Here is a 19,677-nt window from a genome sequence, read left to right as displayed (position 1 = left end):
CTTGGCGTGGCGTGCAATACGGGCAAGCAGGCGGCGCGCCACGGCACCCCACCTGTCGTGGCCTTTCTCCGTGACCCCTCCGTGTTCTCACCGCCCTCTGTGGTTCAAGATTTAGGGTCGGTTTTGCAGCCATCCCCCCTCAGAACGGCGCATCTCCCAGGATGGTCGCCCGGTGCATCACCCGCCGCGCCGGCAGGTAGTCGGCGACGGCGTAGTGCTGGGTGACGCGGTTGTCCCAGAACGCCACGTCGTCCACCTGCCAGCGCCAGCGCACGGTGAATTCGGGGCGCGAGACGTGCGCGTACAGAAAGGCCAGCAGCGCGTCCGATTCACGGGGCGGCAGTTCGTTGATGCGCAGGGTGAAGCCTTCGTTGACGAAGATCGCCTTGCGCCCGGTTGCCGGATGGGTGCGGATCACCGGGTGCGACAACGGCGGATGTCGGGCGCGGGTGGCCTCCCATTGCGCCCGGCCGGCGTCGGAGATGGCATGACGGCTGGCGGGGAACGACTTGGCGAAGTCGTGGGTGGCGGTCAGGCCGTCCAGCAGCGCCTGCAACCGCGGCGACAGCGCGTCGAACGCCGCGGTGCCGCTGGCCCATAGCGTATCGCCGCCGGCGGGCGGCAATTGCTTGGCGGCCAGCACGGCGCCCAGTGGCGGGGTGGCGATGAAGGTCACGTCGGTGTGCCAGTTGTCGTTGTCCGGCAGATTGTCTGCATGCGTGTCGAGCACCAGGATCTGCGGGGTTTCCGGCACGTTGGGGTAGATCGGGTGCACGTGCAGGTCGCCGAAGTGGCGCGCGAAATCGCGCTGCTGCACCGGCGTCAGCGGCTGGTTGCGGAAGAACAGCACCTGGTGGCGCAGCAGCGCCTCGTGCAGCACCGCGTGGTGTGCCTCGTCCAGTGGTCCGGCCAGCGAGACACCGCTGACCACGGCGCCGAGGGCGGGGCTGAGCGGGGTGATTTCGAGCGTCGACATGATTGTTTTCCGGATCAGTGGGATTGGCCCTGCCAGGGCACCAGCCGGCGCTGCAAGGCGCGCAGGCCCAGTTCCAGGCCGAAGGCGATCACGGCGATGACCAGGATGCCCAGCACCACCACGTCGGTGACCAGGAACTGCGCCGCCGACTGCACCATGAAGCCCAGCCCGCGCGTGGCGGCGACCAGTTCGGCGGCCACCAGGGTGGACCAGCCGGTGCCCAGCCCGATGCGCACGCCGGTCAGGATGTCGGGCAGGGCGGAAGGCACGATCACGTGGCGGATCAGTTGCCAGCGGCTGGCGCCGAGCGACTGAGCGGCGCGCACGCGGGCCGGGTCCACCCCGCGCACGCCGGTGGCGGTGGCGATGGCGATCGGGGCGAAGATCGCCAGGTAGATCAGCAGCACCTTGGACAGCTCCCCGATGCCGAACCAGATCACGATCAGCGGCAGATACGCCAGCGGCGGAATCGGTCGGTAGAACTCGATCAGCGGATCGAGCACGCCGCGCGCGGTGCGCGACAGCCCGACGGCGATGCCCACCGGCACCGCGAACGACACGGCGGCGACCAGCGCCAGCACGATGCGCAGTGCGCTGGCGCCCAGGTGCTGCCACAAGGTGGCGTCCATATAGCCCTGGGTGGCGGTCAGCCACAGCTTGGCCAGAACCGCCTGCGGCGGCGGCAGGAACAGCGGCGGCACCAGCCCGCTGGCGCTGACGGCCCACCACAGCGCCAGCAGCGTTCCCAGCGTGGCGACGCCCAGGCGCAGTGTGCCGCGCCGGGGTGGGCGCTGCGGTTCGGCGTGTTCGGCGGGCGGGAATTCGTGTTCGCCCAAGGCGAGTTCGGCGGTATTCATGCGATGACTCCTTGCGATGTTCCGGCCTGGCCGGCGCGGTGCGCGAACACGCGGGCCAGCACGTGTTCGCGTACCGCGATGAACGCGGGGTCGGACTTGATCTCGCGCACCGGCTCGCCGGCGGCGTGGCGGCGGCCGAAATCCAGCGACAGGCGCTCGACGATGCGGCCCGGACCGGGCGACATCAGCACCAGCTCGGTGGCGAGGAACACCGCCTCCTCGATGTCGTGGGTGATCAGGAATACCCGCTTGCCGGTCTCGCGCCATACCCGCAGCAGCAGCGACTGCATCTGTTCGCGGATGAAGGCATCCAGCGCGCCGAACGGCTCGTCCATCAGCAGCACGCGCGGATCGGCCGCCAGCGCCCGCGCCAGGCCGACACGCTGGCGCATGCCGCCGGACAACTGCCACACGCGGTGGCCGGCGTAACCGTCCAGATCGACCAGCCGCAGCACCTGCTGCGCCCGCGCCAGGCGTTCGCGCGCCGCCACGCCGCGCAGGCGCAGGCCGAACGCCACGTTGTCCGCCACGTCCAGCCACGGCAGCAGCGCATCGTGCTGGAACACCACGCCACGCTCGGCGCCCGGCCCGGTCACCGGCCTGCCGTCGAGCACCACGCTGCCGCGGTCCGGCGCGATAAAGCCGGCGATCAGGTTGAGCAGGGTGGTCTTGCCGCAGCCGGATGGCCCCAGCGCCACCACCAGACTTTCCGGCGGCACGGTCAGCGACACATCGGCCAGCGCAAGGCCGGCGGCGCCGGCATAGCGCACCGACACGCGATCGACGATCAACGAGGACATGGCGGACTCCCAGGGCCGGCGCCGGGCGGACCCGGCGCGCGGGGTGGTGGATTACTTCAGCGCCGCCTTGGCGTAGCGGTTGCTGACGTACTCGGCGTAGCTCGGTTGCAGCGCATCCACCTTGCCCTGCTCCTTGAGGAAGGCCGAGGTGTCGGTCAGCGCCTTGGTGGTGGCGTCGGCCAGCAGCTTCGCCTGCTCACCCGCCAGCGGGTAGCGGTTGCCCGCCAGCAGCCCGGCCACTTCCTCCGGCTTGGAGCCCGTCACCCGGGCGATCTTCTCCGCATTGCCCGCCTTGGCGGCGAACGCCTTCGGATTGGCGGCGTAGTCGGCATACGCCTTGAGCGTGACGCGGGCGAACTGCTCGACGAACCTGGGGTTCTTCTCGGCGAAATCCTTGCGCACGATCCACGCGTCGAAGGTGGGCGCGCCCCACTTGGCCACGTCGGTGGAGCTGACCAGCACCTTGCCGTTCTCCTTGGCCTTGCCCAGCGCCGGATCCCACACGTAGGCGGCGTCGATGTCGCCGCGCTGCCACGCCGCGGTGATCTCGGACGGACGCAGATTGACGATCTGCACCTTGGCCGGGTCGATCTTCCAGTGCTTGAGCGCGGCCAGCAGGCTGTAGTGGGTGGTGGAGACGAACGGCACGGCGATCTTCTTGCCGACCAGATCGGCCGGCTTGGCGATGCCGGCGCCGTTGCGCACCACCAGCGCCTCGGCCGAGCCGATCTGCGCCGCGATCAGGAAGGTCTGTACCGGCAGCGAGCGGCTGGCCGCCGCCGCCAGCGGGCTGGAGCCCACATAGCCGATCTGCACATCGCCCGACGCCACCGCCGTGATCACCTCGGCGCCGCTCTCGAACTTGCGCCAGTCGATGCTGGCGCCGCTGGCCTTCTCGTAGGCGCCGTCGGCCTGCGCCACCTTGGCCGGCTCGACGGTGGTCTGGTAGGCGATGGTGACATCGGCGGCATGGACGGCCAGCGCGGCGCCGGCCAGGCTCAGCGCGGACAGCCAGCGGGTGGTGCGGTGGGAGGTGCTCATTATGTTGTTCTCCAGGGTTGCCGCTGCGAAGGCAGCGGGCGATGGAGGCAATCTAACCGGCATGCTTTATAGATAAAAAGGAATATAAAACTATTTCCAAATAACAAATTGCTTGATGGTGAAACCCCAGGTCTTGAACCACAGAGGGCAGTGAGCGCACAGAGGCTTCACGGAGGAAACCGGGAGGGGTCTGGGGGCGTGCAGTCTGGCTCGTATCACCTGCGTCGTATAAGCCGATCTTTCATTGCCGGGTTCAAGGTGTTCTCTGTGACCCCTCTGTGTTCTCACTGTCCTCTGTGGTTCAAGACCTGGGGTTCAGCCACCCCCAAACCCAACCCCCGCAAATACCCCCACGGATAGATGCCGCGCTCGTGGCCGTCGTCGAAGTGCAGTTGCAGGGCGTAGTGGCCGATGGGTTCGGCGCCTTGCAGGCGGATGGTGGCGGGTAGCGTCGCGGGCGTGCCGCGCAGCACCTGGGCGCGGCAGTCGGCGCAGCGGCAGGCGTGGCGCAGCAGCGCGGCGGGCAGGGTGACGAGGCCATCGGGCCAGCTCAGCGCCAGCGCGTCGGCGGTGACGGTGATCTCGCTCGGCGTCATGGGCGGCGCAGTCCGGCCAGGCCCAGCCGCGCGGCCTTGCGTACTTCGGGGTCGGGGTCGGATTCGGCCAGGCGCAGCGCGGGCTCCGCCGAGGCGTCGCCGATCTCGCCCAGGGCGATGGCGGCCTCCTTGCGCAGGTTGCCGGCGGCATGGCCCAGGCTGGTGATCAGCGCGGGCACGGCGGCGGTGTCGCCGATCAGGCCCAGCGCGCGTGCCGCTTTGATCCGCACCTGCCAGATGTCGCCGTACAGGCTGTCGATCAGCGCCGGTGCGGCCGGGCGCAGGCGCAGCTTGCCCAGGGTGGTGGCGGCTTCCTCGCGCACGGGCCATTGCGGGTCGGCCAGCGCCGCCAGCAAGGCCGGCAGCACGGCGGCGCCGTCGGCGAAGCCCAGCGCGCCGCTGGCGATGCGGCGCACCTCGGCATCGGGGTCGGCCTGCGCCAGCCGCGCCAGCGCGGGCACGGCGGCGGCCAGCTTGAGCCAGCCGAGCACGCCCACTGCTTCGCGCCGCACGTCGGCGTCGGCATGGGCCAGCGCGTCCAGCGCCGCGTCGCCGGCCTGCGGCACCCGCAGTTCGCGCAGGGCGCGCAATGCGGCGGCGCGGGCGAAGGCGTCGGGGTGGCGTGCCCACGGCAGCAGCGCGGGGCCGGCCTGCGGCGCTTTCAGTTCGGACAGGCTTTGCGCCGCGGCGGCGCGTACTTCCCCGTCCGGATCGAGCAGCCGCGCCGCCAGCCGTTCGGCCAGCGCGGCGGCGGCGTCCGCGTCGTCCCAGCCGGCGACCAGGCGCGCGGCCTCGGCGCGGACGGTGGCGGCCGGGTCGTCCAGCGCGGCCAGCAGCGCCGGCAGGTGGTCGGGGTCGCCATGGTCGGCCAGTTCGATCAGGGCGATGCGGCGGGTGGCGGCGTCGGCGGCGCTCAGCCGGGGCGCCAGCGCGAGGTAGTCGGGGTCGCCGCGCAGTGCGGCCAGGGTTTCGGTCATGGGCGTTCCGTTAGAGCCTGTTCAAAATCTTTTCACGACAGCGTTCGCGGCAGTGCCGGTGCGCGGCAAGGCGCAAGACGCGCGGCGGTATGAATACCGTGAGCGGCGTGCAACGCAGCAGCGCGCCGGCAATGCCCCGAACCCTTCGGGCCGGGCCGGAAAAAGGTCATCCACTCGTTGTGCTCCTTGGAAATAACCGGTTATTGCCTGCGTCGCACGCCTTGTGCCTGACCTTTTTCCGGCTCGGCGCTGCCGCGAAAAGACCTTGAACAGGCTCTCAGATGGCGAATTGCAGGGCGTGCACGTCGGGCGCGCCCAGCGGGGTCAGGCGCGGCAGCGGCTGGGCCGGCGCGTCGTGGTGCAGCAGGGCGAGGCAGTGGCGCTTGAGCGCGGCGAAGTCGGCGGTGGTGGACAGCGCGGCGTCGCGCGGCCGGGCGAACGGCAGGCGCAGGTCCTCGACGATGCGCCCGGGGCGCGGGCTCATCACCAGGATGCGGTCGGCCAGGAACAGCGCCTCGTCGATGTCGTGGGTGACGAACACCACGGTGGTGCCGAAGCGCGACCACACGTCGAGCAGCAGTTGCTGCATCTTCAGCCGGGTCAGCGCGTCGAGCGCGCCGAACGGCTCGTCCATCAGCAGCACGCGCGGCTGGCCGAGCAGCACCCGGGCGATTTCCACCCGCTGCTGCATGCCGCCGGACAACTGCGACGGATAGCGCTGGGCGAAGCCGTCCAGCCCGACCAGCGCAAGCAGTTCGCGCGCGGCGGCGTGCCGGGCCGCGCGCGGTTCGCCGCGCATCTTCAGGCCGAAGGCGACGTTGTCGATCACCCGGCGCCACGGGAACAGCGTGTGGTGCTGGAACACCAGGCCGCGTTCGGGCGATGGCCCGGCGACGTCGGCGCCATCGACGCGCAGCGTGCCGGCGCTGGGCGCCAGGTGTCCGGCCAGCGCGCCGAGCAGGGTGGATTTGCCGCAGCCGGACGGGCCGAGCAGGCAGACGAATTCGCCCGGCGCGATGTCGAGGGTGACTTCCTCGACGGCGGCGAAGGCGTCGGGGCCGTGGCCGACGCGGATCGACACCCGGTCGAGCGCGATGCGGCCGGCGGTGGCGACCAGCGGGAGCGGGGCGTTCATCGGGCCGCTCCCTGCCAGGGCATCGCCAGCCGGCCCAGTGCGCGGATCAGCGCGCTGCTGCCCATGCCCAGCACGCCGATCAGCAGCATGCCGACCACGATGTTGGGGTAGTTCTGCAAGGTGTAGCTCTCCCAGGTGTAGTAACCGATGCCGAACTGGCCGGAGATCATCTCGGCGGTGACCAGGCAGAACCAGCAGGTGCCCATGCCGATGGCCAGGCCGGTGACGATGGCGGGCGCCGCGCCGGGCACGATCACCTCGGCGAACACCCGCCAGCGGCGCGCGCCCAGGCTGCGCGCCGAGGCCACCAGCCGCGCGTCCACGCCCTCCACGCCGTGTACCGTGGCCAGCAGGATGGGGAACAGTGCGCCGATGAAGGTGATGAACATCATCGACACCTCGGACGACGGGAACAGCAGCACCGATAGCGGAATCCACGCCACGGCGGGGATCGGCCGCAGCACTTCCAGCGGCGGCAGCAGCGTGCCGCGCGCCCAGCCGAAGCGGCCGATCGCCAGCCCGAGCGCGATGCCGGCCACCGCGGCGGCGGCGAAACCGGCGAACACGCGCCAGAGGCTGTGCCCCAGGTGGAACAGCAGCTTGGGCGATTGCAGCAGCGTCCAGCCGGCGTCCAGCACTTCACGCGGGCTCGGGGCGTTGGCGAAGTCGATCAGGCCCAGGTGCGGCCGCGCGCTGGCCAGCAGTTGCCACAGCAGCACGCTGGCCAGCAGCGATGCGGCGGGCAGCACCCAGGCGACGGGGTTGGGACGAAGTACGCGCATCGCCACGGCCTCAGTTGGTGGCCAGCCTGGCGGCCGGCTGGATGCCGGCGTAGTCCACCACCCTGGCGTTGTTGGCCTTGGCCCACGCGGCGGCGGCGTCCTTGAGCAGGAAGGCGGCCAGCTGGCCCTTGCCGTCCTGGGCGAACCACGCCTGGCGCGCCAGCAGCTTGATGCCGCTGCCGTAGTCCTGGGCGTAGATCACGCGGATGCGCTTGCCGCCGGCCTCGATCCGCCTGGCGTCGGCGATGGCCGATTCCAGCGTGGCGTAGTGACGCACCTTGGGTTCGCCCTCGATCCACACCTGGCCCAGGCGGCGGAAATCGGTGATCGGCTTGCCGGTGAGTGCGTCGTTGGCCTTGAGCGGCAGCTTGTCGTAGCGCTTGAGCTGGGCGTCGTAGTCGAGCCCGGCTTGCTTGAACGCGGCGCGCAGGTAGCGGTCGTCGACGAAGCTGGCCACGTCCAGGTCGGCGTCGGTGCGCTTGAGGAAGCGCAGCGTGTCGATCGAGGTCTTGAGCGCCTGGCGGTATTCGGGCTTCCAGGTGAAATCGCGCGTCTGCAAGCCGAGCGGGCCATGGAACAGGTAGGCGACCTCGGCTTCGATGCCGGTGGTCTTCTCGATCAGGTCGCTGTATTTCTCCGGTTCGGCGGCGAACAGGCGGTCGGCCTCGATGGCGGCACGCAGGAAGGCGGTGACGATCTCGGGGTATTTCCGGGCGTATTCGGCGTTGACCAGCGAGCCGTGGAAGGTGGGCACGTTGGCCTGCGAGCCGTCGTAGATCTTGCGGGCGAAGCCACGGTACGGGAACAGTTCGGCGAACGGCACGAAGTCGGCGTGAGCGTCGATCTTGTTCGCCTGCAACGCCGGCCCGGCCACTTCCGGCGCCTGGGTGGTGATGGTGACGTCCTTTTCCGGGTCGATGCCGTTGGCCTTCAGCGCGCGCAGCAGCATGCCGTGCGAGGTGGAGGCGAACGGCACCGAGATGGTCTTGCCGCGCAGTTCGGTGATCGACTGGATCGGCGAATCCTTGGGCACCACGATGCCGTTGCCGCTGCCCTGGGTGCTGCCCGACAGCACGGTGATGAACAGGCTCTTCTTGCCGGCCTTGTCGAAGGCGGCGCCGTTGAGCGAGCCGGGGAAGTCGGCCATCGAGCCGATGTCCAGTTTGTCGGCGACCATCTCGTTGGTCAGCGGCGCGCCGGAGGTGAAGTTCTTCCATTGGATGTCGTACTGCGCGTCCTTGTACTTGCCGTCGCGCGGCAGGTATTTCTCCAGCAGCTTCAGTTCGCGGATCAGCACGCCGCCGGTGGCGCAATTGATGGTGGTGTCCTGGGTGCCGATGGCGATGCGGATGGTCTCGGCGTGCGCCAGGCCGGCGGTGAACAGCGCGAGCGCGAGTGCGCCGAGTTGGTGGGTGAATTTCATGGTGTCTCCAGGGTGGCGTGCGGCTGTGGGCTTTGTCAGCCGCTTTCAGGTGAGTGGGGGGGGTTAACGCAGCAAATAAGGGATGTCGACCTGCACCGCGCCGGTCGGGCAATCCTTCTCGCACGGCATGCAGTACCAGCATTCGTCGAACGCCATGTACGCCTTGCCGCGGGTGAGGTCGATGGCCAGCACGTCGAGCGGGCACACGTCGACGCATACGGTGCAGCCCTTGTCGGCGATGCACTTTTCGTCGTCGATGCGCACCGGCACGCTGGTGCGCTGCTGGGCGAGGGCAAAGGTGGGGAATGTCATGCCGGGACGGCCTCCGTCTTGATGCGCAGTTGTTGATAAGCCGCCTGTTCGTGCCGATCCATGTCGATCAGGTACGGCTCCAGCGGGCGCTTGAAGCACGCCATGTCGCCCGCCGCGTTCTTGTGCAGCTGCACGTGGACGCGCCATTCGGCGTCGTTGCGCTCGGGGTGATCGACGCGGGCGTGGTACAGCCCCCAGCGGCTTTCGGTGCGGTAGAGCGAGGCGCGCGCCGCCATCTCGGCGCAGTCGCGGATGGCGTGTACTTCCATTGCCCGCATCAGCTCGTGCGGGTTGCGCGCGTGCAGCAGCTCCAGGTCGTCGCGGATCGCCTCGAAGCGCTCCAGGCCGAGCTGCATCTTGCGGGTGACCTTGGGCGGTTGCAGGTAGTCGTTCACCATGCGGCGCAGCTTGTATTCCACCTGCGCCGGCGGCAGGCCGGCTTCGCGCAGCAGCGGCGCCCACACGCGGGCGCGCTCGGCGTCCACCTGGGCGGCGTCCACCACGGCGTGGCCGTGCGCCTGGGCGTGGCGGGCCGCCGATTCGCCGGCGAAGCGGCCATAGACGAAAGCGCCGAGCATGTAGTTGTGCGGCACGCACGCCATGTCGCCGGCCGAGAACAGGCCCGGCACCGTGGTGGCGGCGTGTTCGTCCACCCACACGCCGGACGCCGAATGGCCGCTGCACAGGCCGATCTCGGAGATATGCATCTCCACCATGCGCTCGCGGTAGTCGGTGCCGCGCCCGGCGTGGAAGCGCCCGCGGCTGGGGCGCTCGTTGGTGTGCAGGATGGTTTCGATGGCGCTGATGGTTTCCTCGGCCAGGTGATCCAGCTTGAGGAACACCGGGCCGTTGCCGCCGGATAGCTCGTTGTGGAACTCCTGCATCATCTGGCCCGACCAGTAGTCGCACTCGATGAAGCGCTCGCCGCGGCTGTTGGTGGTGTAGCCGCCGAACGGGCCGGTGACGTAGGCGCAGGCGGGGCCGTTGTAGTCCTTGATCAGCGGATTGATCTGGAAGCACTCGATGCCCGACAGCTCGGCCCCGGCGTGATACGCCATGCTGTAGCCGTCGCCGGCATTGGTGGGGTTCTCGTAGGTGCCGAACAGATAGCCCGACGCCGGCAACCCCAGCCGCCCGGCCGCGCCGCATGCCAATACCACCGACTTGGCACGCACCACGTGGAAGTCGCCGCTGCGGCAGTCGAAGGCAAAGGTGCCGGCGATGCGGCCGTCCGCGCCGACGATCAGCCGGGTGGCGACCAGCCGGTTGGTGATCTCGACCCGATGCTTCTTCAGCTGCCGGTAGAGCACCTTCTTGATGTCGTGCCCTTCCGGCATCGGCAGCACGTAGGTGCCCAGGTGGTGCACCTTGCGCATGGCGTAGTCGCCGGTCTGGTCCTTTTCGAACTTCACGCCCCAGCGATCCAGCTCCTCGATCATGGCGTAGCTGTTCTGCGCGTAGGCGAGGATGGTCTTCTGGTTGACGATGCCGTCGTTGGCGGCGGTGATCTCGCGCACGTATTGCTCGGGCGTGGCGAAGCCGGGGACGACGGCGTTGTTCAGGCCGTCCATGCCCATCGAGATCGCGCCGCTGCGCTTGACGTGGGCTTTTTCCAGTAGCAGCACCTTGAGGCTGGGGTCGGCCTGCTTGGCCTTGACCGCGGCCATCGGCCCGGCCGTGCCGCCGCCGATGACGAGGACATCGACCTCGCGTTCGAGGGTGTTCATGGTTTGTTTCCTTGAGAGAAAACGGGTTTGGCGCCGTTGGCCAATGTGGTGACCGGCCATGAATGTGCAGCGTGCCGGGCACGGAAAAGGCACCTCCGACAGCCCATTGCTGGCCCACCCAGCGAACGAGCGCAGCGAGGCCCCCTCGCGGCGGCGAGGGCGGGGGGAGGGGGGTGGAACAAAATGGGCTGGTGGGGCTGGCAAGCATCAAAACGACCTGCGCCCGGCTTGGCCGGGGGCCCGATTCGGGGTGCCTGACCAACGAGGTTTCCAAGCTCATCACCAGCCCCGCGGCGAGGGCGGGGGGGAGGGGGGTGGAACAGGAAGCGCGGACAATCCTGGCGCTCCAGCAGGCCATAAGCGCCCGGCTTCGCCGGGGGCAGCAGAATGATCGGGTCGGTATGAATGCATGCCGGTTCTAGCGCGCAACCCGCAAGCGGAACTGGAAGTTGTCCGAGCGGCAGTGCAGGTATTCGAAATCGACCGGCGCTCCGGCGCGGTCGTGCGTCAGGCGCTCGATCCGCAGCAGCGGCTGGCCGATGGGCAGGCCCAGCAGGCCGGCGATTTCCGGCTCGGCCAGTTGCGCGTCGATCGTCAGGTCGGCGTGGCCCAGCGCGATGCCGTAGTCGTTCTCCAGGATGACGAACACGTCGCGCGTGGCCAGGTCCTCGCGCGCCAGGCGCTCGCCGATATGGGGCGCCACGTAGGTCACGTCCAGCGACACCGGCTGCCGGTTGAGCAGGCGCACGCGGCGCAGCTCGGTCACCGGCGCGCCGACGGGCAGGTGCAGCCGTTCGGCCACCACGGCGTCGGCCGGCAGGGTGTGGATGCTCAACAAGCGGTTGTAGATCTCGTGCCCATGCTCGCGCATCGCCTCGGCAAAGCCTTGCAGCCGCGCCAGTTGCTGGAACGGCTTGGGCTTGGAGACAAAGGCCCCCTTGCCCGGCACCTTGAACAGCACGCCTTCCTTTTCCAGCTCGCCCAGCGCCTGGCGCACCGTGATGCGGCTGACGCCGTACAGCGTCATCAGCTCGCTTTCGGACGGCAGGCGCTCGTGCGGCGCATAGGCACCGGCGTGGATGCGGGTGCGCAACTCATCGCGGATGCGGCTGTAGAGCGGCAGGGTGGGGTGTAGCAGGGTGTCGGACATCGGCGCGGCAACTCGTTATGACAGGTCATGTATTGCAAGCGCCGTGCCAAACGCGCCGGATTGCCCGGGGCATCACTCAAAGAATTGTTATGAAAGGATTTTTTGTCGGTTCGTGCTCAGCGGGCATCGCCTGAAGATGCGTTGCCGTCTGCTTATATTTCAGCAATGAAGCCAACAGACTGTTGAAATGCCAGCAGCCGGCGCTGTCTCCGCTGTGGCGACCGCTGCCGCGCAGCCTGTCGCCACCACCACACCGCCGGGTCGGCTTGATGGTGTGGCGCCCGGGGGCGGTGCTCGATATGGGAACGGGGCGCCGGCCGGGGCGCCGCCGCTCAGCGCGCCAGTTCGGCGATGCTGGAAGTGCGCGCGGCCGGCTCCGAGGCCCGTCGTACACCGGGTGTGCGGTCGTCGGGGTCGCTGTCGCGGCCACGATCGACGCGATCGCGGTCGCTGCCGCGCGGGTCGAGCTGCAAATCGCGCTGCGCCGGGGCGGCGAAGCTGGTGAATGCAACGGCCAGTAGCGCGGCCAGCAGCAGGGCGGCGGGCCGCCGCGTAAAGGTTCGGCTGACGGGCATGGTTTCCCCCTCAGCCGCCGGCGGCGCGCTTGGCTTCGGCATTGCGCTTGCGCGTGGCCGCGCCCTTCTTCGCGGAGGCCGAGCGCTGCTCGGGCGTGCGCGAGGCACTGGCCGCGCCGCCGAGGCGGCCACCCTTGCGTGCCGGCTCCTTGTTCTCGGCATGGCCCCGGCCGGCGCCGCTTTTCCTGCCGCCGCCCGAGGTCTTGTTGACGGTGGCCCAGGCGCGGCGCTCGGCCTCGTCCTCGGGCACGCCGCGATCCTCGTAGCCTTCCTCGATATGCGCCGCCTGGCGCTTCTGCTTATCGGTGTAGGCCGATTTGTCTCCACGTGGCATGACGTTCTCCTGGCAATGGGGCGCGAGGGTGAATCGACCTTCGCACCCGCGTTTGAAGGTCGATTCACCCTGGGGCGCGCCACCTACCGCCACCGTAGCCAGCGGGGACATCGCGGCGGCCGGTATTAATTGGGATTGGCCAAGCCAAAACGCCGAACGGCAGGCCGTTCGGCGTTTGAGGGTGCGGCGGATGCCGTCAGATAATTGCTTTCAAGGGAGGGATTTCAAATCGATTTTGTCAATCTGTTGCTTTCATGAATTGAGAAGAACTAAAGGGCCGGATATCGGGTTGAGGCAAAAAACCGGAATTGGCGGCAATTACGGCAAATGATATTCCCATTCCGACGTTCTCGGCGACGACGACGCCCAGGCGCGCAGCGGCGCCACGGTCTGGCTGTGGCGGCAACGGTAGATGATGCGGCTGACCTCCGCCTGGCACAGCGCGTCGTACAGCTTGGTGTCGCGTTTGTTCACGGCCGCCAGTTGGTCAATGGCGGCCAGCATGCCTGCATGCCACGCCTGAGTGAGCATGGCGTGCAATTCCTCGTGCGAAAGCTCCATGGCAATACTCCATACAAGGTGCCCCCTCGTAGTGAGAAGCCCAACGTAGCACATTGTGACGACAAATTGATTTCGAAATGGCGCAGCGCCGCCGACCGGTATCGCAATTCGGCCGGATCGCGGGTTCATTTCGAATTGCGGAAGGATAAAGCCACAAAAGAACGGGATTGTCGGCAAGCACGACGGACAGCCGAAAATCCGGGACCGACGGCAAAGCACCCATGCTGGAAGCATGGGTGCGGGAACGCGGATCGAATCAGTGCGGGTTGGCTGTTACGACAGCGCGCTCAGCGGGCGATCCGGCTGCTGCCGTACACCGACCCGACCACGGCGGTACCCAGCACGCAGCCGACCCAGGCGCCCCACACCGTGCCCAGCGTGGCGCCGACGGTGCCCGGTTCCTCGTGTTGCGACAGATCGGGCGGCAGCGGTTCGGCTTGCCCCTGCGTGGTGGCCGCCTGGATGGCGGGATGCAGATGGATATCCATGTCGGTTCTCCAATGGGGGGGTGTTGAATCGATGATGCGGTAGCGCTTGGGATTGCGCTGTAGGACAAGTCCTGAATCCTGAGCCGGAAAACCAGCAGCAACGCGGCCCCACGACGATGACATAAACCGTAGGCGGAACAAATACAAGGCTGCTGCTGGCATGTCTTTGACATGGCGCGCGTTTGGAGTAGACGCGATTCGTAAGGAATTGTTGCGATAGCTTTCTTTTTCTGGAAGTTTTTGTGTAGGGATTGCAAAAAAGATACAACACCGCTTGTCGGCGTTGATGAGCCGTACGTAAGGGCGGTATCGTTCGCCAACTTTAAAAAGAACAAGTACTCCAATGGCTTACAACCTGTGGCCTTGGATTGCGGGGGCGCTGTTGTGCGGCGTGCTGAGTAAGGCTGGGGCTGAACGGTTCGATTTCGACGACCGCGAGCAACAGCGCAGTACTCAGCGGCAAGAGCAGTTGTTGCAAAAACTTACACCACCGTTATCCCAGCCGGAAGTCCAGCTTCCGCCATCCGTTACATCCTTCATTGCACCCAATGAGCAACCGTGCTTCGCCATCGGGCAGGTGACGCTCGAGGGCGCCGTCGGGTTCGACTGGCTGGCGGCCAAGGCCGCGCAGGCCCAGGGCCAATGCCTGGGCGGGCAGGGCCTGCAAGCATTGCAGGACTGGCTCAACCGCGACCTGCTGGCGCGCGGCTACGTGGTCAGCCGGGTGGTGGTGCCCGAGCAATCGATCCAGACCGGCCAACTCAAACTGATCCTGATGCCGGGGCGGATCTCGCGCATCCGCGAGGAAGGCACGGGCGCCGGCCGGCTGGGGCTGATGCTGCCGTTCAAGGCGGGCGACGTGGTGCGGCAGCAGGATCTGGATCAGGCGATCGAGCAATTGCGCCGCCTGCCGGGCCATCAGGCCGAGCTTTCGCTGGTGCCGGGCGAAGCCCCGGGCGACACCGAGATCGTCATCAAGCACACGCCCGGCCAGCGCTGGCACCTGCTGCTGTCGCTGGACAACTCCGGCTCGCAGGCCACCGGCAAGAACCAGGCCGCGTTGTCGGCCAGCCTGGATTCGCCGTTTGGCCTGTACGACGTGCTGAGCCTGTCGGCCAGCCGCGACGCGCACTGGCACCGCCTGGACTACGGCAGCGACAGCGCCGCGCTCAACTGGAGCGTGCCCATCGGCTACTCGGTGCTGTCGATGAGCGTGAATCGCAGCCGTTACCACCAGACCGTCGCCGGCTATTCCTCCGACCTGGTCTACGCGGGGCGCTCGTTCGGCTACGACCTCGGCCTGTCGCGGGTGATCTACCGCGACAGCAGCAACCGCGTGGCGCTGGACGGCAAGCTGTGGCGCCGCACCAGCCATAGCGAGATCGACGAGGTCGAGATCGAAGTGCAGGCGCGCGACACGGTGGGCTACGACGTCGGCCTGGGCCTGCGCCACTACCTGGGCAGCAGCGTGCTGGATGGCCGGGTCGGCCTGAAGGGCAGCCTGCCCAGCCACAGCAAGGAGCCGGGCGAGATGGCCGGCGAGCCGGAATGGGATGGCCGCTACCAGCTGGTCAACGCCGACCTCAGCTTCACCGCGCCGTTCCAACTGGGCGCGCTGCCCATGCGCTACGACACCAGCCTGCGCGGCCAGCTGAGCCGCACCGCGCTGCTGCCCAGCTACGAATGGCTGTCGATCGGCAACCGTTACTCGGTGCGTGGCTTCGACGGCGAAGTGACCCTGGCCGGCGAAGACGGCGCCTATTGGCAGAACACCCTGAGCGTTCCCTACCAGCCGATTCCCGGCGCCGAGTTGTACGTGGGCCTGGACTACGGCTACGTCGGCGGCCGGCAGGCCAACGACTTCCTGCTGGGGCACGACCTGGCGGGGTGGGTGGCGGGCATCCGCGGCAGCGCCAAGGCGTTCCGCTACGAGTTCTCGGTGGGTGGCCCGGTGGCCCGGCCGGAAGGATTCGGCAGTTCGCACCTGACCGGCACCTTCTGGGTGGGGCTGGCGTTGTAAACAAAAGTCAAATATGTGTTTTACAGAAAACTAATTTTATTTTTGACATTAATTAAAGAGAGAGTCTGAAATGAAAATTGCACGTTTAATCGCTTCGGGTGCTGTATTGGCAATATTGGCTGCCTGTGGTGGCGGGGGTGGTGATTCAGGCTCGCCCAATGCATCCGAGCCAGGCCAGCCTGACGAAGTAATTCCAACGCCAACTCCAGTGCCGGACAATGGCTTTGTCAAATCGGAAAACATGGCCTATGTGCTGGCGGGGCCAAATGGTGGCAGCTATGGTGGGTTCGACCATACTGTGCCATTTGTCGATGGTGTTTATCGTGATTTCTATACCATAGTATTTAGCGACGACACACAGGTCGTACAAAAATTCGAAGCTCCCGCTTATGCGATGGGCAGTTTTTCCAATGGTTCCTATACGACGTACAAAGATCTCACCCCGGTTGCGATTGGCGCGGATCAACGCTGGTACTACGTGGCGTACAACCGACTGGAATCGCTGCCGAATACGACGGCCGTGTTCACCTGCACCGGGCAATTCCTTGAATCCATGAACAAGGGGGTCAAGGCGCATGTAACGGGCCAGGCGAGCTTGTCTCTGGCCGCCGGTGTTGCTGCTGTGAATGTCCAGCTCTCCATCGCACCCGAGAACGGAACTGCGCCCGTGGATATCTCTGCTACAAAAAGCATTCCCAGCAGTAACGTTCGATATGGCCAGTTTCTGAACAACACCATAGACAAAAAGTTTGCGGGCGTGGCATTAGGCAAAGGTGTCGATAACGGCTACGTCATCGTGACTTCCTGGGAAATGGAAGAAAGCTATTTGTCCTGGTTCAAGGGCGCAGCCGTATTCGATTGTCGATGAAGTGAATAAAAGGAGCCTTCCTGGCTCCTTTTGAAGTTGTCTTTTAAAAAGCCTGTTCAAAGGTTTGCATCATGCAATTCGCTACCCCTTCCGTGTTCCGCCAAGCCACCGTTGTGCTGTGCAGCCTGCTGCAACTGGCTATCCCCCTGCGTGGCTGGGCCGAGGTGGTGCCGGACCGCAACGCGCCGGGCAGCCAGCGGCCGGTGGTCACCCAGGCGGGGAACGGGGTGCCGGTGGTGCAGATCGCCAAGCCCAACGACAACGGGGTGTCACACAACAAGTTCGACCAGTTCGGCGTGCCGCAGAACGGCATGGTGCTGAACAACAGCGGCGTGGCGACGCAGACCCAGCTGGCGGGGCAGATCCAGGGCAATCCGTTCCTGGGCAACAGCGCGGCGCGGTTGATCCTGAACGAAGTCACCGGGCGCAACCCCAGCGCCATGAACGGCTACCTGGAGGTCGCCGGCAAGGCCGCCAACGTGGTGGTGGCCAACCCGAACGGCATCACCTGTAACGGCTGCGGCTTCATCAACGCGCCACGCGCCACACTGACCACCGGCCGTCCCACCTTCGGCGCCGACGGCAGCCTCACCGGCTTCCGGGTCAATGGCGGGCAGATCGACATCGTCGGCGCCGGGCTGAACGCATCCAACCTGGATCAACTGGACCTGATCAGCCGCTCGCTGTCGGTCAACGCGGCGCTGTGGGCACAGCGGCTGAACGTGATCACCGGCGCCAATATCGTCGGCTACGGCGGCCCGGGCGTCGCTACGCTGGGCGTGACCGCACTGGGTGACGAGGCCAACGCGCCCGGCGTCTCGCTGGACCTGGGCGCGCTGGGCAGCATGTACGCCAACGCCATCCACCTGATCGGCACCGACCGCGGCGTCGGCGTCAACAGCGTCGGGCAGCTGGCCGCGCTGACCGGCAGCATCGAGGTGGACCAGGCCGGCACCGTGCGCATCGTCGACGGCCAGTGGCAGGCGGCCGGCGATGTCACCCTGCGCGGACAGGCGCTGGAGCAGGGCGGCACGGTGTATGCCGGCGGCGGCGCCACGCTGGACGTGGCCGGCGCGGTGACCCAGACCGGCACGCTGGCGGCGGCCGGCGACGTGGTGGTGCGGGGTGGCGAGGTGCGCAACAGCGGCACCGTCGCCGCCGGGCTGGATGCCCAGGGCCAGTTGCAGGGCACTGGCGCACTGACCGTGCGGAGCAGCGGCGCGCTGGTGAGCAACGGCCAGCTGCTGGCGGGCCACACGGTGGCCGCGCAGGCCGCCACCCTGCAACTGGACGGCGGCCAAGTGGCCGCGCTGGGCCACGTCGATCTGGCCGCGGCCGAGATATCCAACCGCCAGGGCACGGTGCAGGCCGGCGGCAACCTGGCGCTGACCACGCCGGGCGCGGTGCGCAACGAGGGGGGCATCCTGCAGGCGGGCAAGGCGCTCAGCGTTACCGCGCAGGGCGTGGTGTCCAACATTGGCGGCGCCATGCAGGCCAGCAACGGCTCGCTCGCCATCCAGAGCGCGACGCTGGACAACCGCCAGGGCCAGATCGTGCAGGACGGCGCGGGCAGCCTGAGCGTGAGTGGCGGCAGCAGCGTCGACAACCGCGGCGGCCAACTGGTCGGGCAGGGCGGCCTGACCCTGGGCGCCGACACCTTGAACAACGACGGCGGCCAGCTCACCAGCGGTCAGGGCTTGAGCCTGACCACCACCACCTTCGACAACGGCAGCGGCATCGTCGGCGCCGGCGGCACCCTGCGGGTGGACAGCCAGGCGCTGCGTAACGCCGGCCAGCTCTATGCCACCGGCGCCGCCACCCTCACCGCCGACAGCGTGCGCAACACCGGCGTGATCGGCGCCGGCGGCGACCTGCGGCTGCAGGCCCGCCAGCTGGACAGCAACCACGTGCTGGCCGCCGGCCTCGGCAGCGACGGCAACCTGGCGGGCTCCGGCGCGCTGACGCTCCAGGTGCAGCAGAACGCCACCCTGGGCGGCCAGGTACTGGCGGCCGGCGGCGTGGAACTCACGGCCGGGCAGCTGGCGTTGAGCGATGCCGAACTGCGCAGCGGCGGCCCTACGCGGGTGACCGCGCAGTCCGCCACCCTGAACCAGAGCAGCGTGCTGGCGGCCGGTCGGCTCGACCTCGGCACCCAGGGTACGCTGCAACTGAGCGACAGCCAGCTGGAATCCCGCCAGGGCCTGGGCCTCACCGCGCAGACCCTCACCCAGCAGGGCGGCAGCGCGCGCAGCGATGGCGCGCTGACCGTGACCGCCACCACCGTCACCACCGACGGCCTGCTGCTGGCCGGCGGCGACCTCACCCTGAATGCGCGCAGCCTGACCCAATCCGGCACCCTGGGCGCCGGGGTGGACGCCAACGGTCAACTGACCCGCGCCGGCCGCGCGCAGATCACCCTCCAGGACGGCTATCGCCTCGACGGCGGCCAACTGCTGGCGCGCGACGGCCTCGGCGTCACCGCCCAAAGCATTACGGCCAGCGACGGCCACATCGCCGCCTACGGCGACGTGGCGCTGCAAGGCCGCGGCAGCCTGAGCGCCAGCGACACCCAGGTCTCCGCCGGCGGCAACCTCGCGCTGACCAGCCAGGGCACACTGAGCAACACCCGCTCGGTATTCGACGCCGGCGGCACGCTGAACGCCCAGGCCGACCGGCTGGACAACGTCGGCGGCCAGCTGCGCGCCGAAGGCGCCGCCACCGTCGCAGTGCGCGAACTGCACAACGACAGCGCAATCGTCAGCGGCGACGCTTTGACCATCACCGCGCAGACCCTGAGCCAGAGCGGCACCCTGGCCGCCGGGGTGGACGGTAACGGCGCACTGACGCGCAACCAGACCCTGCACCTGACGGTGGGCGACACCCTGACCTCCAGCGGCGCGCTGCTGGCGGGCGGCACGGTGCAGGCCCAGGCCGCCACGCTGAATCTGGCGCAGGGCAAGGTCGAAGGGCGCCAGGGTGCCACCCTCAGCGGCACGCAGGCGCTGTCCGCGCGCAATGCGCAACTCACCAGCGGCGGCGGGCTGACACTGACCAC

19 protein-coding genes are annotated in these 19,677 nt (G+C 67.9%); 3 read left to right on the top strand and 16 right to left on the bottom strand.

Annotated features, from left to right (window positions below):
* Positions 1-139: 139 nt before the first annotated feature.
* The 16 genes from tauD to C556_RS0116870 form a co-directional block, all read right to left on the bottom strand.
* Positions 140-976: a taurine dioxygenase gene (gene tauD, locus C556_RS0116950; protein ID WP_018749442.1), complete on the bottom strand. Its 837-nt coding sequence runs from the start codon at positions 974-976 to the stop codon at positions 140-142.
* A gap of 14 nt (positions 977-990) precedes the next feature.
* Positions 991-1,833 carry a taurine ABC transporter permease TauC gene (gene tauC, locus C556_RS0116945; RefSeq protein ID WP_018749441.1) on the bottom strand — a complete coding sequence of 281 codons (843 nt, stop codon included), beginning with the start codon at positions 1,831-1,833 and terminating at the stop codon, positions 991-993.
* Positions 1,830-2,633: a taurine ABC transporter ATP-binding subunit gene (gene tauB, locus C556_RS0116940; protein ID WP_018749440.1), complete on the bottom strand. Its 804-nt coding sequence runs from the start codon at positions 2,631-2,633 to the stop codon at positions 1,830-1,832. The genes tauC and tauB overlap by 4 nt, the downstream gene beginning before the upstream one ends.
* Positions 2,634-2,684: 51 nt before the next feature.
* The gene (gene tauA, locus C556_RS0116935; RefSeq protein ID WP_018749439.1) at positions 2,685-3,674 is read right to left on the bottom strand and encodes a taurine ABC transporter substrate-binding protein; all 990 of its coding nucleotides are present in this window, start codon (positions 3,672-3,674) and stop codon (positions 2,685-2,687) included.
* Between the two features lie 284 nt (positions 3,675-3,958).
* On the bottom strand, positions 3,959-4,270 hold the full coding sequence (locus tag C556_RS0116930; protein ID WP_018749438.1) for a DUF971 domain-containing protein: 312 nt from the start codon (positions 4,268-4,270) through the stop codon (positions 3,959-3,961).
* Complete coding sequence (locus C556_RS0116925; RefSeq protein ID WP_018749437.1) at positions 4,267-5,247, bottom strand: HEAT repeat domain-containing protein; 981 nt, start codon at positions 5,245-5,247, stop codon at positions 4,267-4,269. The genes C556_RS0116930 and C556_RS0116925 overlap by 4 nt, the downstream gene beginning before the upstream one ends.
* Positions 5,248-5,524: 277 nt before the next feature.
* Entirely contained in the window at positions 5,525-6,382 is an 858-nt protein-coding gene (locus C556_RS0116920) for an ABC transporter ATP-binding protein (protein WP_018749436.1), read from the bottom strand.
* On the bottom strand, positions 6,379-7,164 hold the full coding sequence (locus tag C556_RS0116915; protein ID WP_018749435.1) for an ABC transporter permease: 786 nt from the start codon (positions 7,162-7,164) through the stop codon (positions 6,379-6,381). Before C556_RS0116915 ends, C556_RS0116920 begins: the two co-directional genes overlap by 4 nt.
* A gap of 10 nt (positions 7,165-7,174) precedes the next feature.
* Positions 7,175-8,587: an ABC transporter substrate-binding protein gene (locus tag C556_RS0116910; protein ID WP_018749434.1), complete on the bottom strand. Its 1,413-nt coding sequence runs from the start codon at positions 8,585-8,587 to the stop codon at positions 7,175-7,177.
* 63 nt (positions 8,588-8,650) lie between these two features.
* Positions 8,651-8,899 carry a 4Fe-4S dicluster domain-containing protein gene (locus tag C556_RS0116905; RefSeq protein ID WP_018749433.1) on the bottom strand — a complete coding sequence of 83 codons (249 nt, stop codon included), beginning with the start codon at positions 8,897-8,899 and terminating at the stop codon, positions 8,651-8,653.
* Entirely contained in the window at positions 8,896-10,626 is a 1,731-nt protein-coding gene (locus C556_RS0116900) for a fumarate reductase/succinate dehydrogenase flavoprotein subunit (RefSeq protein ID WP_018749432.1), read from the bottom strand. The genes C556_RS0116905 and C556_RS0116900 overlap by 4 nt, the downstream gene beginning before the upstream one ends.
* A 418-nt stretch (positions 10,627-11,044) precedes the next feature.
* Positions 11,045-11,776: a GntR family transcriptional regulator gene (locus C556_RS0116890; RefSeq protein ID WP_018749430.1), complete on the bottom strand. Its 732-nt coding sequence runs from the start codon at positions 11,774-11,776 to the stop codon at positions 11,045-11,047.
* Positions 11,777-12,108: 332 nt separating this feature from the next.
* The gene (locus C556_RS0116885; protein WP_018749429.1) at positions 12,109-12,351 is read right to left on the bottom strand and encodes a hypothetical protein; all 243 of its coding nucleotides are present in this window, start codon (positions 12,349-12,351) and stop codon (positions 12,109-12,111) included.
* A gap of 10 nt (positions 12,352-12,361) precedes the next feature.
* Positions 12,362-12,685: a hypothetical protein gene (locus C556_RS0116880; RefSeq protein WP_018749428.1), complete on the bottom strand. Its 324-nt coding sequence runs from the start codon at positions 12,683-12,685 to the stop codon at positions 12,362-12,364.
* A gap of 318 nt (positions 12,686-13,003) precedes the next feature.
* Positions 13,004-13,246, bottom strand: a complete 243-nt coding sequence (locus C556_RS0116875; protein WP_018749427.1) for a hypothetical protein — start codon at positions 13,244-13,246, stop codon at positions 13,004-13,006.
* Between the two features lie 287 nt (positions 13,247-13,533).
* A complete protein-coding gene (locus tag C556_RS0116870; RefSeq protein ID WP_018749426.1) occupies positions 13,534-13,734 on the bottom strand; it encodes a hypothetical protein in 201 nt (66 codons plus the stop codon).
* Positions 13,735-14,077: 343 nt separating this feature from the next.
* Between C556_RS0116870 and C556_RS20920 the strand changes: the two genes are divergently transcribed.
* The 3 genes from C556_RS20920 to C556_RS20915 all read left to right on the top strand — a co-directional run.
* Complete coding sequence (locus C556_RS20920; protein ID WP_083930660.1) at positions 14,078-15,754, top strand: ShlB/FhaC/HecB family hemolysin secretion/activation protein; 1,677 nt, start codon at positions 14,078-14,080, stop codon at positions 15,752-15,754.
* Between the two features lie 70 nt (positions 15,755-15,824).
* Complete coding sequence (locus tag C556_RS0116860; protein WP_157236240.1) at positions 15,825-16,622, top strand: hypothetical protein; 798 nt, start codon at positions 15,825-15,827, stop codon at positions 16,620-16,622.
* Between the two features lie 71 nt (positions 16,623-16,693).
* Positions 16,694-19,677, top strand: a 2,984-nt coding sequence (locus tag C556_RS20915; protein WP_018749423.1) for a two-partner secretion domain-containing protein, incomplete at its 3' end; no start/stop codon positions are given.

Origin of the sequence: Chitiniphilus shinanonensis DSM 23277 (assembly GCF_000374805.1) — a bacterium.
GTDB lineage: Bacteria > Pseudomonadota > Gammaproteobacteria > Burkholderiales > Chitinibacteraceae > Chitiniphilus > Chitiniphilus shinanonensis.
This window is presented reverse-complemented; position numbering and strand designations above follow the sequence as displayed.